The organism is Pseudomonas sp. P4_D7 (assembly GCF_056401755.1).
On sequence record NZ_JBFUIR010000076.1, the window covers coordinates 1 to 13,050 of the forward strand.

Consider the following 13,050-nt stretch of genomic DNA (forward strand, 5'->3'; position numbering starts at 1 on the left):
GTGTGGTGTGGGAGCGAGCCTGCTCGCGAAGAGGCCTGATGCCGCAACGCAATTTCAGAGCCTACTTCTGCGTCCCGTCATCATGCTGCAAATTGGCCTGAGTCAAATTGCACCCCGCCGGCACACTCCGCGTCAGCCACACATTGCCGCCAATGGTCGAACCCTTGCCAATGGTGATCCGCCCGAGAATCGTCGCCCCGGCATAAATCACCACGTCATCTTCAACGATCGGATGGCGCGGATGGCCCTTCTGCAACTGCCCGTCCTCATCCGCCGGGAAGCGCTTGGCACCCAAGGTCACGGCCTGATAAATCCGCACGCGCTCACCAATGATCGCGGTCTCGCCGATCACCACGCCCGTGCCGTGATCGATAAAGAAACTACGGCCGATTTGCGCACCCGGATGGATATCGATACCGGTCGCCGAATGGGCGATTTCCGCGCTGATACGCGCCAGCAACGGCAAACCGGCGCGATACAAATGGTGCGCGAGGCGATGGTGAATCACCGCAAGAATCCCCGGGTAGCACAGCAGCACTTCGTCGACACTGCGTGCCGCCGGATCACCGTGATAAGCGGCCAGCACATCGGTGTCGAGCAGCGTGCGCAGGCCCGGCAGTGCGAGGGCGAAATCCTGCACGATCTGGATCGCGCGTGCTTCGACTTCGGTGTCGGCCTGGGCACTGTGGCGGGCGACGTAACGCAGCTCCAGGCGGGTCTGCGCCAGCAACGCATTCAGCGCGACATCGAGGGTGTGGCCGACGTAGAAATCTTCACTCTCTTCGCGCAGATCCACCGGGCCCAGGCGCATCGGGAACAACGCGCCACACAATGCTTCAAGAATCTCCGCCATCGCTGCGCGGGACGGCAACTCGCGACCGCCCTGCTCGCCGGACGCCCGGCCGTTCTGTGCCCGCCACTGATCCCGCGCGCTGCGCAGTTGACTGACGATGGTCTGCAATTGCCAATGGCTGGAACGCTCGCTCACGGTAAAGACTCCTCACGGGCGGCCGGACTGTCTGGCCGCGTCAACGGCGCCTACTTTACGGCATGCTCGCGAAGGCGAATTAAGAACCGATAGTGCTGGGCTCAGTTCATTTGGCTATAAGCGATTCACGGTTGCCCCTGCAAAAGCGCGTGCCTATAGTCCTTTCATCTTCCTCCGCCAGTACGGACCCATGATCAAACAACAGCTGGACCGCTTTGACCGTCTCGACCTGCTCGGCCACCCGACGCCCCTGGAAAAACTCGAACGCTTGTCCACCTGGCTCGGCCGCGAGGTGTACATCAAGCGCGATGACCTGACGCCGCTGGCCATGGGCGGCAACAAATTGCGCAAACTCGAATACCTCGCTGCCGATGCCTTGGCGCAAGGTGCCGATACGCTAATTACCGCCGGTGCGCTGCAATCGAACCACGTTCGTCAAACCGCCGCACTCGCCGCCAAACTCGGTCTTGGCTGTGTGGCGCTGCTGGAAAATCCGCTGGGCACTGACGACAGCAATTACACCGGCAACGGCAACCGCCTGCTGCTGGATCTGTTCGATACCAAGGTCGAACTGGTCGACAACCTCGACAACGCCGACGAACAACTGACCGCCCTCGCCGCCCGCCTGCGCAGCAACGGCAAGAAGCCGTATCTGGTGCCAATTGGTGGCTCCAATGCGCTCGGTGCGTTGGGCTATGTGCGCGCCGGTCTGGAACTGGCCGAGCAGATCAACGACACCGGCCTGAATTTCGCCGCCGTGGTGTTGGCCTCGGGCAGTGCCGGGACGCACAGCGGTCTGGCATTGGCGTTGAGCGAAGTGCTGCCGCAATTGCCGGTGATTGGCGTGACGGTTTCGCGCAGTGAAGAAGATCAGCGGCCGAAGGTTCAGGGACTTGCCGAACGCACGGCGGCGCTGCTCGGCGTCGAACTGCCGGCCAGCTTCAAGGTCGAGTTGTGGGACGAATATTTCGGCCCGCGTTATGGCGAGCCGAATGCCGGGACGCTGGCGGCGCTGAAGCTGCTGGCGAGTCAGGAAGCGGTGTTGCTCGATCCGGTGTACACCGGCAAGGCCATGGCAGGTTTACTCGACGGGATTGGTCGTCAGCGCTTTGATGAAGGCCCGATCATCTTCCTGCATACCGGTGGGGCGCCGGCGTTGTTTGCCTACAAGGACTTCCTGTAACAGAAGATCAAAACGGCAGCTTCTACAAGTGATCTCATGCAGGAGCTGCCGCAGGCGGCGATCTTTTTCCACAGACAATACATATTCCAATAAAGAATAACATTTCAGATATTAAGTATTTTCAAGTCTAACACAGACATCTTATAGTCTCGCCGCAGGCGAATTTCGCGAGAGACGCATAAGCTGCTTTAAGGCAGGATAGCGCTGTCGTCCGAATCACCCATTCGCCAACTTTGCTTAAGCGTCTTCCATAAGAAAACACAGGGGCTTGTCATGAATTTTTCCGCACTACGTCGCAATCTGCTGGTGGGTTCGCTGGGGCTTGCGCTGAGCGCCGGTCTGATCGGCCAGGCAGTGGCCGGTGAACAGTTGCAACAGATCAAGGACAAAGGCGTTATCAACGTCGGCCTGGAAGGCACTTACCCACCGTTCAGCTTCGTTGATGCCGACGGCAAGCTGTCCGGTTTCGAAGTTGAACTCTCCGAAGCGCTGGCGCAAAAACTCGGCGTCAAAGCCAAGATTCAGCCAACCAAGTGGGACGGCATTCTCGCCGCGCTGGAATCCAAGCGTCTGGACGTTGTGGTCAATCAGGTGACCATCTCCGAAGAGCGCAAGAAGAAGTATGACTTCTCCGAGCCGTACACCGTTTCCGGCATTCAGGCGCTGGTGCTGAAGAGCAAGGAAGCCGCGTTGAACATCAAGACCGCCAATGACCTGTCCGGCAAGAAAGTCGGCGTAGGTCTGGGCACCAACTACGAACAATGGGTCCGCGCCAACGTGCCGGGCGCCGACGTCCGTACTTACGACGATGATCCGACCAAGTTCGCCGACCTGAACAACGGCCGCACCGACGCCATCCTGATCGATCGTCTGGCTGCACTTGAGTACGCCAAGAAAGCGCCAAAAACCGTCGCTGCCGGTGAAGCTTTCTCCCGTCAGGAATCCGGTATTGCCCTGCGTAAAGGCGAGCCTGAGTTGCTGGCTGCATTGAACAAGGCGCTCGACGAGCTGCGTGCCGACGGCACCCTTGAGAAGCTGTCGAAAAAATACTTCAACGCAGACGTCACTAAATAATGGAAGCAGGTTTTCAGTTCGGACTGGACTTCCCGCAGTTGAGCCAGCAAATCGCCGAAACCACACAGCTGTTGGTGGACTCCGCGCCCTTCCTGTTCAAGGGCGCGTATTTCACGGTCATCCTCAGCCTAGGCGGGATGTTCTTCGGGCTGCTGCTGGGCTTCGGCCTGGCATTGATGCGCCTGTCGCGCTTCAAATCGGTCAGCTGGCTGGCCCGCGTCTACGTGTCGTTCTTCCGCGGTACGCCGTTACTGGTGCAGCTGTTCGTGATCTATTACGGCTTCCCGCAACTGGGAATAGAGCTTGATCCACTGCCAGCGGCACTGATCGGCTTTTCGCTGAACATGGCCGCGTACGCCTGTGAAATCCTCCGTGCCGCGATCGGTTCGATCGAGCGCGGCCAGTGGGAAGCCGCTGCGAGCATCGGCATGACCCGCGCGCAAACCCTGCGCCGGGCCATCCTGCCGCAAGCGATGCGCACGGCGTTGCCACCGCTGGGCAACAGCTTCATTTCACTGGTCAAGGACACGGCACTGGCCGCCACCATTCAGGTGCCGGAGCTGTTCCGTCAGGCACAGTTGATAACCGCCCGGACTTTCGAAGTCTTCACCATGTATCTTGCCGCCGCGCTGATCTACTGGATTCTGGCCACGGTGCTTTCGCACTTCCAGAACAAGCTGGAAGAGCGGGTCAATCGGCACGACCAGGAGTCCTGACCCCATGATTGTCGTGGAAAAACTGACCAAGCAATTCAAGGGTCAGGTCGTGCTCAACGGCATCGACCTCGAGGTCAAGGAAGGCGAAGTCGTCGCGATCATCGGCCCCAGCGGGTCGGGGAAAACGACGTTCCTGCGCTGCCTGAACTTCCTTGAACAACCCACCAGTGGCCGGATCAAGGTCGGCGATATCGAAATCGATACCAGCCGCCCGCTGAACCAGCAGCAAAGTCTGGTGCGCAACCTGCGCCAGCATGTGGGCTTCGTGTTCCAGAACTTCAACCTGTTCCCCCATCGCACCGCACTGGAAAACGTCATCGAAGGCCCGATCGTGGTCAAGAAGATGCCGCGCGACGAGGCAATTGCGTTGGGCAAAAAGCTGATGGCCAAGGTCGGACTCGCCGGTAAGGAAGACGCTTATCCGCGTCGTCTCTCTGGTGGTCAGCAACAGCGCGTAGCGATCGCCCGGGCGCTGGCGATGGAACCGGAAGTGATTCTGTTCGACGAGCCGACTTCGGCGCTTGACCCGGAACTGGTCGGCGAAGTGCTAGCGACGATTCGTGGACTGGCTGAAGAAAAACGCACCATGGTGATCGTCACCCACGAGATGGGTTTTGCTCGTGACGTGGCCAACCGTGTGGTGTTTTTCGATAAAGGCGTGATCGTCGAACAAGGTGAAGCGAAGGCATTGTTTGCCAACCCGAAAGAAGAACGTACTAAACAGTTTCTCAGCAAGTTTCTGAATCACGCCTGATAACTTTTATTGCATCACCGATAACTTCCACGGATGGAAGTCCCCTTTATAAAACATCTACCTGCTTCAGCCCCCTCTCAAACAAAACATATCCCTAACAGTACATATATATGTTCTGCAACAGATAACACCCGCCTCCTTCCATGCCACATCAAATGATAGTGCTCAAATAAATCCGCGCATAAAACGCCGAGAAAGCCCTGTGCCTCGTGGTTAATTTCGCCTGACCACCTAGGCATATGGCCGCAATGGCGTAGGAAACTTCTGATTAATTCGTAATTCACGGATTAACTAATATCGTCTATTGACACCCCATCCCGCAGACTCTTATCTAGTCGGCAACCGGCATCAACTAGTTCAACCACCCCGTCTTCAACTTGAATAAAAGCCCAAAGCTTTATTGCCAGTTTATTCACGCTTTTTGTTCTTTCAGAAACGGACTTCGCTGCAAGGCTTCAAGGAGAGAAATCGATGACCCGCACTTCGCACACCCCCGAACTGGCAGCGCCGACCCTCGCGCCAGCGCAAAAAACCGGCATCAATCTGGCTGCCGCCGCACACCTCTTGATCGAGGTGTCGCCCTACCCTGATATGGACAGCGGCGATCTCATCGAGCTGTTCTGGAACAAATGCTATGTCGCTTCCAAAGTGCTGACGGCGGATGACGTCGGCACAACCGTCAGCCTGCGAGTGCCGGAAAGTTTCATCGCCAACGGCACCGCGCGCATCCACTACCGGGTGATGCAGGTCGGTCAGGGGCCGGCGTTTTCGGCGGCGACGCGCGTACAGGTCAAACTGGACTGCCCCGGCGGGCAACCCACGGCGCTGAGCGCAGACGAAAATCAGCAACTGGCCCCGGTGACCATCCCCGACGCCATACGCCGTCAGGGCGTCAATCCGAACCAGATCAAACGCGGTGTGCCGCTGACCATCGAGCCGTATCTGAACATGGCCGAGGATGACGCGATCACCTTGCGCTGGGGTGACGTGCGCATGGATCTGGCACCGGTCACCGCCGCAGATATCGGCTTGCCGATTCGAGTCTGGGTACCGCCGTCGGTGATCGTCGAAGCAGGCGAGGATCTGCGCCTGGACGTGACGTATTGCATTCTCGATCGGGTCGGCAACAACTCCCGCTGGGCACCGCCCCGCACCTTGAAAATCGGCTGCGCAAATCCTTATCTGAAAGTCCCGCTCAGGCCCGAACTCAAAGCCGCCGAATCCCGCAAGCCCTGAACACAATGCCCCTGTGGCGAGAGAGCAAGCGCCCTCGCCACCGGATCATTCCAGCCGCAAAAAAATTCTTAACCAACCCGACCATCACCTCTTCTATGCATATTCCTAAAAGTTAGTTTATTTAATATTTATACACGTTTAGGGTATATAAACCGGACCACCGGACATTCATTCGTTCGCCGCACTTTTGCGGCGTTTTTCATGAGATGTGAGGTAGGTAGTATGGTCCGGAACACAATCACCCCAGTGCAGATCGCCAGGGCATTGCGTGCAGCCAAGGAGCGGCACTGATGTCCAGTCTGGCAGATGCAAACGTCCAGTCTGATCTGGACATCGCCCCGTTGTTGTTGCCTGCGCAGGTCTTGCGCAACGACGCCCAGGCCATCGAGGCCGCCCATGAACTGGCGCAAGTCGCCCGCGTGCAGGCGGCCAAACGCGACCGTCAGCGCAAGCTGCCGTGGTCGGAAATCGAACAGTTCACCCGCAGCGGATTAGGCAGCATCGCCATCCCGCGCGAATACGGTGGCCCGCAGGTTTCATTCGTCACTCTGGCCGAAGTGTTCGCGATCATCTCCGCCGCCGACCCGGCGTTGGGGCAGATCCCGCAGAACCAGTTCGGCATCATCAATCTGGTACTCGGCAGCGCCACCGAAGCGCAGAAACAACAGCTATTCCAGAGCGTTCTGGAAGGCTGGCGCATCGGCAACGCCGGTCCTGAGCGCGGCACCAAAAACACCCTGGAACTGAAAGCGCGGATCACCGCTGATGGCGATGATTTCGTGATCAATGGCCAGAAGTTTTACTCCACCGGCGCGCTGTTTGCGCATTGGGTCGCGGTCAAGGCGCTCAACGATGACGGCAAGCAAGTGCTGGCCTTCGTTCGTCGCGGCACACCGGGTTTGCGCATCGTTGATGACTGGTCGGGCTTCGGTCAGCGCACCACCGCCAGCGGTACGATTCTGCTGAACAACGTGCGCGTCGAGTCGAGCCTGGTGGTCGACAACTGGAAGATCAACGAAACCCCGAACACCCAAGGCGCGGTGTCGCAGCTGATTCAAGCCGCGATCGACGCCGGCATCGCCCGTGGCGCCATTGATGACGCCATTGAGTTCATCAAAACCCGCGCACGGCCGTGGATCGACGCCAAGGTTGATCGCGCCAGCGATGATCTTTATGTGATCGCCGATATCGGCAAACTGAAAATCGAACTGCACGCCGCCGAAGCGCTGCTGCGCAAGGCCGGGCAGGTTCTCGATCAAGTACACGCTGCGCCGCTCACTGCCGAATCTGCCGCACGCGCTTCTATCGCCGTGGCCGAAGCGAAAGTGCTGACCACCGAGATTTCCTTACTCGCCAGCGAAAAGCTTTTCGAACTGGCCGGCAGCCGCGCCACCCTCGCCGAATTCAACCTCGACCGCCACTGGCGCAACGCCCGCGTGCACACCCTGCATGACCCGGTGCGCTGGAAATATCACGTGGTCGGCGCCTATCGCCTCAACGGCACTTTGCCTGCTCGCCATTCCTGGATCTGAGACGACCAGACATCTGGAGAAACCTATGACTTTTTCCCATCACGTCGCGGTCATCACCAGCGATGAGCAAGCCCTGATCGTCGCCAGCGACCTGGCCGAAGATTTCAAACGCGACAGCGCCCTGCGCGACCGTGAACGCCGCCTGCCTCTGCCAGAACTCGACGTGTTTTCCCGCTCGGGCCTGTGGGGCATCAGCGTACCCAAGGAGTACGGCGGCGCTGGCGTGTCCAACGTAACGTTGGCTAGAGTCATTGCCCTGATCGCTCAGGCTGACGGCTCGCTTGGGCAGATTCCGCAGAACCATTTCTACGCACTGGAAGTGCTGCGCGTAAACGGCAGCCACGCGCAAAAACAACGGCTGTACGCCGAAGTGCTCGCTGGCCAACGCTTCGGCAATGCCTTGGCAGAACTGGGCACCAAAACGGCCCACGATCGCGTCACCAGTCTCAAACGCGACGGTGACGGCTATCGCATCAACGGCCGCAAGTTCTATGCGACCGGCGCGATTTACGCACAGCGCATTCCCACTTCTGTGGTGGATGAAAACGGTGTACAGCAACTGGCCTTCGTCCCCCGCGACAGCAAAGGCCTGACCGTGATCGACGACTGGAGCGGCTTCGGCCAGCGCACCACCGGCAGCGGTTCGGTGGTGTTCGAAGACGTGTACGTCGCGGCTGAAGACGTGTTGCCATTTCAAAGCGCCTTTGAACGTCCAACCACCGTCGGCCCGCTGGCGCAGATCCTTCACGCCGCCATCGACACCGGCATCGCCCGCGCCGCTTACGAAGACGCCCTGCACTTTGTGCGCAGCAAGACGCGGCCGTGGATCGACTCCGGCAACGACAAAGCCACTGAAGATCCATTGACGCTGAAAAGCTTCGGCCACTTGAGCATTCGCCTGCACGCTACCGAAGCCTTGCTCGAACGTGCCGGCGAATTCCTCGACGCTGCGCAAGCCGAGACCCGTGCAGAAACCGTCGCTGCCGCTTCGATTGCCGTCGCCGAAGCACGGGCGATCAGCACTGAAATCTCTTTGGCCGCCGGCAGCACGCTATTCGAACTGGCCGGCAGCCAGGCGACCCTGATCGAACACGGCCTCGACCGCCACTGGCGCAACGCCCGCGTGCACACCTTGCACGACCCGGTGCGCTGGAAATACCACGCGGTGGGCAACTACTACCTCAACGATGAAAACCCTCCATTGCGAGGGACGATCTGATGAGCGCCGTGAAAAAGAAGATCCTGCTCAACGCGTTCAACATGAACTGCATCGGCCACATCAACCATGGCCTGTGGACGCATCCGCGCGACACCTCGACGCGCTACAACACCATTGAATACTGGACCGAACTGGCGCAACTGCTGGAGCGTGGGCTGTTCGACGGGTTGTTTATCGCTGACATCGTCGGCGTGTATGACGTCTATCAGAACTCGGTGGACGTGACGTTGAAAGAGTCGATCCAGTTGCCGGTCAACGATCCGTTGCTACTGGTCTCGGCGATGGCCGCTGTGACCAAGAACCTCGGCTTCGGCCTGACCGCCAACCTCACCTACGAAGCGCCGTATCTGTTCGCCCGACGCATGTCGACGCTCGATCATTTGAGCCGTGGTCGGGTGGGTTGGAACATTGTTACCGGTTACCTCGACAGCGCTGCGAAAGCCATGGGCCTCAGCGAACAGGTCGAACATGACCGTCGTTATGACCAGGCCGACGAGTACCTGGAAGTGCTCTACAAACTCTGGGAAGGCAGTTGGGAAAACGGCGCGGTACTGAATAACCGTGAGCAGCGGATCTACGCCAACCCGGAAAAAGTGCACAAGGTCGAGCACAGGGGCGAGTTCTATCAGGTCGCGGGTTATCACCTCTGTGAGCCGTCGCCACAGCGCACACCAGTGCTGTTCCAGGCCGGCAGTTCTGAGCGCGGTTTGCTGTTCGCCGGGCGTCACGCCGAGTGCGTGTTCATCAGCGGCCAGAACAAACCGTCGACCAAGGTTCAGGTCGACAAGGTGCGCGCCAGCGCCGTCGAAGCCGGGCGTAATCCTGAAGACATCAAGGTGTTCATGGGCCTTAACGTGATTGTCGGCGAGACCGAAGAAGCCGCGTGGGCCAAGCATGCCGAGTATCTGAGCTACGCCAGCGCCGAAGCCGGCGTGGCGCATTTTTCCGCCTCCACCGGCATCGACTTTTCCCAATACGAGATCGACGAACCGATCCAGTACGTGAAGAGCAACGCCATTCAGTCGGCCACCAAGAACCTGCAGAACAACGACTGGACCCGGCGCAAATTGCTCGACCAGCACGCCCTCGGTGGCCGCTACATCACCGTGGTCGGTTCGGCTGAGCAAGTGGCGGATGAGCTGGAATCGTGGATCGCCGAGACCGGCCTCGATGGCTTCAACCTGACCCGCATTGTTACGCCGGAGAGCTACGTCGATTTCATTGAGCTGGTAGTTCCGGAGTTACAACGGCGCGGGTCGTACAAGACTGCGTACGACAGTGGCAGCTTGCGCGAGAAGCTGTTTCACGGTGCAGCGCAGCTACCGGAGCAACACACCGGCTCTTCGTACCGGCATTAAAAGCTTCGCGAGCAAGCTCGCTCCCACATTTGGAATGCATTTCCCTGTGGGAGCGAGCTTGCTCGCGAAGAGGCCCGACCAGACACCACAAATCTTATGCACTGACTGGAAAACTCATCATGACCAAAAAACGCCTGTCCCACCCAGTCAAAGCACTGGCCCTGGCTCTCGGCCTGTTCAGCTCGGCCATCTTCGCCGCCGACGCCCCACTGAAAATCGGCACCACCGCCGCCTTCGCCATTCCTCTGGAAGCCGCCGTCGAAGAAGCCTCCAGACAAGGCCTGAAGGTCGAGTTGGTGGAGTTCACCGACTGGATCGCACCCAACGTCAGCCTCGCCGCCGGCGACATCGACGTGAACTACTTCCAGCACATTCCGTTCCTCGAAAACGCCAAAGCCGCCTCGGGTTTTGATCTGGTGCCGTTCGCCCCGGGGATCATCAACAACGTCGGTCTCTACTCGAAAAAATACAAAAGCTTCGATGAGTTGCCCGAAGGCGCCAGCGTCGCCATCGCCAACGACCCGATCAACAGCGGCCGTGGTTTGCAATTGCTGGCCAAGGCCGGTTTGATCACGCTGAAGCCGGGCGTCGGCTACAAGGCTACTGAAGACGATATCGTCGCCAACCCGAAGAAAATCAAAATCCTCCAAGTCGAAGCCGTGCAATTGGTACGCGCCTATGACGACGCCGATCTGGTCCAGGGCTACCCGGCCTACATTCGTCTGGCGAAGACTTTCGATGCCGGTTCGGCGCTGCTGTTCGACGGCCTCGACCACAAGGAATACGTGATCCAGTTCGTCATCCAGCCGAAAAGCAAAACCGACCCGCGCCTGATCAAATTCGTCGACATTTACCAGCATTCGCCGGTTGTTCGCGCGGCGCTGGATAAAGCCCACGGCAAGCTCTATCAAGCCGGTTGGGAAAGCTGAGCATGACGGCCGCGATCCAACGGCGACTGGAGATTCCAGAGCCACACCATGCTGAAAAAACCGAGCTGCACCCTGAGCTGAATCGCGCCCACGTACGCTTCATCGGTCTGGGCAAAACCTACAACGGCCGGCAAGGCCCGGTCGCGGCTTTGCAGGGCATTGATCTGGCGATCCAGCGCGGTGAAGTGTTCGGCATCATCGGCCGTAGCGGCGCCGGCAAGTCGTCGCTGATTCGGACGATCAATCGTTTGGAACAGCCGACGTCCGGGCGCGTGCTGATCGATCAGGTCGACATCGGCGAATTCGATGAAGACCGTCTCGTTGCTTTGCGCCGGCGCATCGGCATGATCTTCCAGCACTTCAATCTGATGTCGGCCAAGACCGTTTGGCAGAACGTCGAATTGCCGCTGAAAGTCGCGGGCGTGCCAAAAGAGCAGCGCGACAAAAAAGTCCGCGAATTGCTCGAACTGGTCGGTCTGCAAAGCAAGCACAAGGCTTATCCGGCGCAGCTTTCTGGCGGGCAGAAACAACGCGTCGGCATCGCCCGTGCGCTGGTGCACGACCCGGATATTTTGCTCTGCGACGAAGCGACTTCAGCCCTTGATCCGGAAACCACGCAGTCGATCCTCGGCTTGCTGCGTGAGATCAACCAACGCCTGGGCCTGACCATCGTATTGATTACCCATGAGATGGCTGTGATTCGCGAAATCTGCCACCGCGTTGTCGTGCTTGAGCACGGGCGGGTGGTCGAGCAAGGCCCGGTCTGGGAAGTGTTCGGCAATCCGCAGCACGAGGTCAGCCAGACCATGCTCGCGCCGCTGCAACACGCGTTGCCGGAAGAACTGCAGAGTCGTTTGCAGGCTCAAGCGCCGTCCTCCGATGCCGCTGTGGTGCTGCGTTTGCAGTTCACCGGCAGCGCCAGTGACGAGCCGGATCTGGCGGCACTGTTCGCGGCATTGGGTGGCCGGGTGAAGCTGCTTCAGGGCGGCGTCGAACGGATTCAGGGGCATGCGCTGGGGCAACTATTGCTGGCGGTGAGCGGCTCTTCGTTCAGCGCCGAGCAACTGCGCGAGCGCGCCACGCCTTGGGCGCAACGGGTGGAGGTATTGGGTTATGTGGTTTGATCGCTTGTTGCAGGGTTTTATCGACACGTTTCTGATGGTCGGCGTGTCGTCGCTGATCGCCTTGCTGGTGGGGATTCCCATGGCGGTGATCCTGGTCACCAGCGACAAGGGCGGCATCTACGAGGCGCCGGTGCTGAATCGTGCCTTGGGCGCGTTCGTGAACCTGTTCCGCTCGATCCCGTTTCTGATTCTGATGGTCGCGCTGATTCCGTTTACCCGGTTGATTGTCGGCACCACGTACGGAGTGTGGGCGGCCGTGGTGCCGCTGACGATTGCGGCGACGCCGTTTTTTGCGCGGATTGCCGAAGTGAGCCTGCGTGAGGTCGATCATGGTTTGATCGAAGCCGCGCAGGCGATGGGTTGCCGACGTTGGCACATTGTCTGGCATGTGCTATTGCCCGAGGCGCTGCCGGGGATTGTCGGCGGGTTCACGATTACGCTGGTGACGATGATCAACTCCTCGGCCATGGCCGGGGCGATTGGTGCCGGTGGCTTGGGGGATATCGCTTATCGCTACGGCTATCAGCGCTTTGACAGCCAGATCATGTTGACGGTGATTGTGTTGCTGGTGGCGTTGGTCGCGGTGATTCAGTTGGGTGGGGATCGCTTGGCGCGGGGGTTGAACAAGCGCTGAGTCTGGCCGAGCTCATGCGGCGCCTTCACAACCGTTATCGCGAGCAGGCTTCCCACATTTGGAATGCGTTCCACTGTGGGAGATTCTATGGTTGAGGGGAAGCCCTCAACTGACTTTTGCCTGATATTCGCTTTGCCCTTTCAGCAAGGCGAATACCACCCGAGCAAGTTTGCGAGCCAGCATCACCAACGCCTGCGTGGTGCTGAAACCCCGTGCTCTTTGGGCTTCGTAAAACCCTTTCCAGGCTATCGTACGGCTAGCCGACATCGCTGCGTTGTGCAAAAGTCGGCGGGCCTCGGGGTC

Annotated in this window: 12 protein-coding genes and 1 pseudogene; 11 read left to right on the top strand and 2 right to left on the bottom strand. The window is 59.2% G+C overall.

Translation table 11 applies throughout. The features are described from left to right. Positions 1-61 precede the first annotated feature (61 nt). Complete coding sequence (gene epsC / locus AC1DVF_RS27325) at positions 62-988, bottom strand: serine O-acetyltransferase EpsC (RefSeq protein WP_016983653.1); 927 nt, start codon at positions 986-988, stop codon at positions 62-64. Positions 989-1,178: 190 nt separating this feature from the next. Here epsC and AC1DVF_RS27330 point away from each other — a divergent pair, with 190 nt between their 5' ends. The 11 genes from AC1DVF_RS27330 (at position 1,179) to AC1DVF_RS27380 (ending at position 12,747) form a co-directional block, all read left to right on the top strand. After that, positions 1,179-2,171 (top strand): D-cysteine desulfhydrase, encoded by a 993-nt coding sequence (locus AC1DVF_RS27330; RefSeq protein WP_093440586.1) that lies wholly within the window; start codon positions 1,179-1,181, stop codon positions 2,169-2,171. A 273-nt stretch (positions 2,172-2,444) separates the two neighbouring features. Further along, positions 2,445-3,245 carry a cystine ABC transporter substrate-binding protein gene (gene tcyJ / locus AC1DVF_RS27335; RefSeq protein WP_093440581.1) on the top strand — a complete coding sequence of 267 codons (801 nt, stop codon included), beginning with the start codon at positions 2,445-2,447 and terminating at the stop codon, positions 3,243-3,245. A gap of 50 nt (positions 3,246-3,295) precedes the next feature. Beyond that, positions 3,296-3,961 carry a cystine ABC transporter permease gene (tcyL, locus tag AC1DVF_RS27340; protein ID WP_175559671.1) on the top strand — a complete coding sequence of 222 codons (666 nt, stop codon included), beginning with the start codon at positions 3,296-3,298 and terminating at the stop codon, positions 3,959-3,961. A 4-nt stretch (positions 3,962-3,965) separates the two neighbouring features. Beyond that, a complete protein-coding gene (tcyN, locus tag AC1DVF_RS27345; RefSeq protein WP_093440573.1) occupies positions 3,966-4,715 on the top strand; it encodes an L-cystine ABC transporter ATP-binding protein TcyN in 750 nt (249 codons plus the stop codon). A 471-nt stretch (positions 4,716-5,186) separates the two neighbouring features. Then, on the top strand, positions 5,187-5,951 hold the full coding sequence (locus AC1DVF_RS27350) for a hypothetical protein (RefSeq protein WP_186620768.1): 765 nt from the start codon (positions 5,187-5,189) through the stop codon (positions 5,949-5,951). Between the two features lie 290 nt (positions 5,952-6,241). After that, complete coding sequence (locus tag AC1DVF_RS27355; protein ID WP_477783460.1) at positions 6,242-7,483, top strand: SfnB family sulfur acquisition oxidoreductase; 1,242 nt, start codon at positions 6,242-6,244, stop codon at positions 7,481-7,483. Positions 7,484-7,508: 25 nt separating this feature from the next. Beyond that, a complete protein-coding gene (locus AC1DVF_RS27360) occupies positions 7,509-8,702 on the top strand; it encodes an SfnB family sulfur acquisition oxidoreductase (protein WP_460089482.1) in 1,194 nt (397 codons plus the stop codon). Continuing rightward, the gene (locus tag AC1DVF_RS27365; RefSeq protein WP_477783461.1) at positions 8,702-10,060 is read left to right on the top strand and encodes an LLM class flavin-dependent oxidoreductase; all 1,359 of its coding nucleotides are present in this window, start codon (positions 8,702-8,704) and stop codon (positions 10,058-10,060) included. The genes AC1DVF_RS27360 and AC1DVF_RS27365 overlap by 1 nt, the downstream gene beginning before the upstream one ends. 119 nt (positions 10,061-10,179) lie before the next feature. Beyond that, positions 10,180-10,989 (top strand): MetQ/NlpA family ABC transporter substrate-binding protein, encoded by an 810-nt coding sequence (locus tag AC1DVF_RS27370; protein WP_477783462.1) that lies wholly within the window; start codon positions 10,180-10,182, stop codon positions 10,987-10,989. Between the two features lie 2 nt (positions 10,990-10,991). Next, positions 10,992-12,113 carry a methionine ABC transporter ATP-binding protein gene (locus tag AC1DVF_RS27375; RefSeq protein ID WP_477783463.1) on the top strand — a complete coding sequence of 374 codons (1,122 nt, stop codon included), beginning with the start codon at positions 10,992-10,994 and terminating at the stop codon, positions 12,111-12,113. Further along, positions 12,103-12,747: a methionine ABC transporter permease gene (locus AC1DVF_RS27380; protein WP_034151854.1), complete on the top strand. Its 645-nt coding sequence runs from the start codon at positions 12,103-12,105 to the stop codon at positions 12,745-12,747. The genes AC1DVF_RS27375 and AC1DVF_RS27380 overlap by 11 nt, the downstream gene beginning before the upstream one ends. A gap of 105 nt (positions 12,748-12,852) precedes the next feature. Here the strand turns inward: AC1DVF_RS27380 and AC1DVF_RS27385 are convergent. After that, positions 12,853-13,050 (bottom strand): annotated as a pseudogene (locus tag AC1DVF_RS27385) (IS110 family transposase); the annotation flags it as partial.

Bases quoted from the DNA above. Each gene is read 5' to 3' on its own strand.
- AC1DVF_RS27330 (WP_093440586.1), top strand. From the start codon at position 1,179: ATGATCAAACAACAGCTGGACCGCTTTGACCGTCTCGACCTGCTCGGC.
- tcyJ (WP_093440581.1), top strand. From the start codon at position 2,445: ATGAATTTTTCCGCACTACGTCGCAATCTGCTGGTGGGTTCGCTGGGG.
- tcyN (WP_093440573.1), top strand. From the start codon at position 3,966: ATGATTGTCGTGGAAAAACTGACCAAGCAATTCAAGGGTCAGGTCGTG.
- AC1DVF_RS27350 (WP_186620768.1), top strand. From the start codon at position 5,187: ATGACCCGCACTTCGCACACCCCCGAACTGGCAGCGCCGACCCTCGCG.
- AC1DVF_RS27355 (WP_477783460.1), top strand. From the start codon at position 6,242: ATGTCCAGTCTGGCAGATGCAAACGTCCAGTCTGATCTGGACATCGCC.
- AC1DVF_RS27360 (WP_460089482.1), top strand. From the start codon at position 7,509: ATGACTTTTTCCCATCACGTCGCGGTCATCACCAGCGATGAGCAAGCC.
- AC1DVF_RS27365 (WP_477783461.1), top strand. From the start codon at position 8,702: ATGAGCGCCGTGAAAAAGAAGATCCTGCTCAACGCGTTCAACATGAAC.
- AC1DVF_RS27370 (WP_477783462.1), top strand. From the start codon at position 10,180: ATGACCAAAAAACGCCTGTCCCACCCAGTCAAAGCACTGGCCCTGGCT.
- AC1DVF_RS27375 (WP_477783463.1), top strand. From the start codon at position 10,992: ATGACGGCCGCGATCCAACGGCGACTGGAGATTCCAGAGCCACACCAT.
- AC1DVF_RS27380 (WP_034151854.1), top strand. From the start codon at position 12,103: ATGTGGTTTGATCGCTTGTTGCAGGGTTTTATCGACACGTTTCTGATG.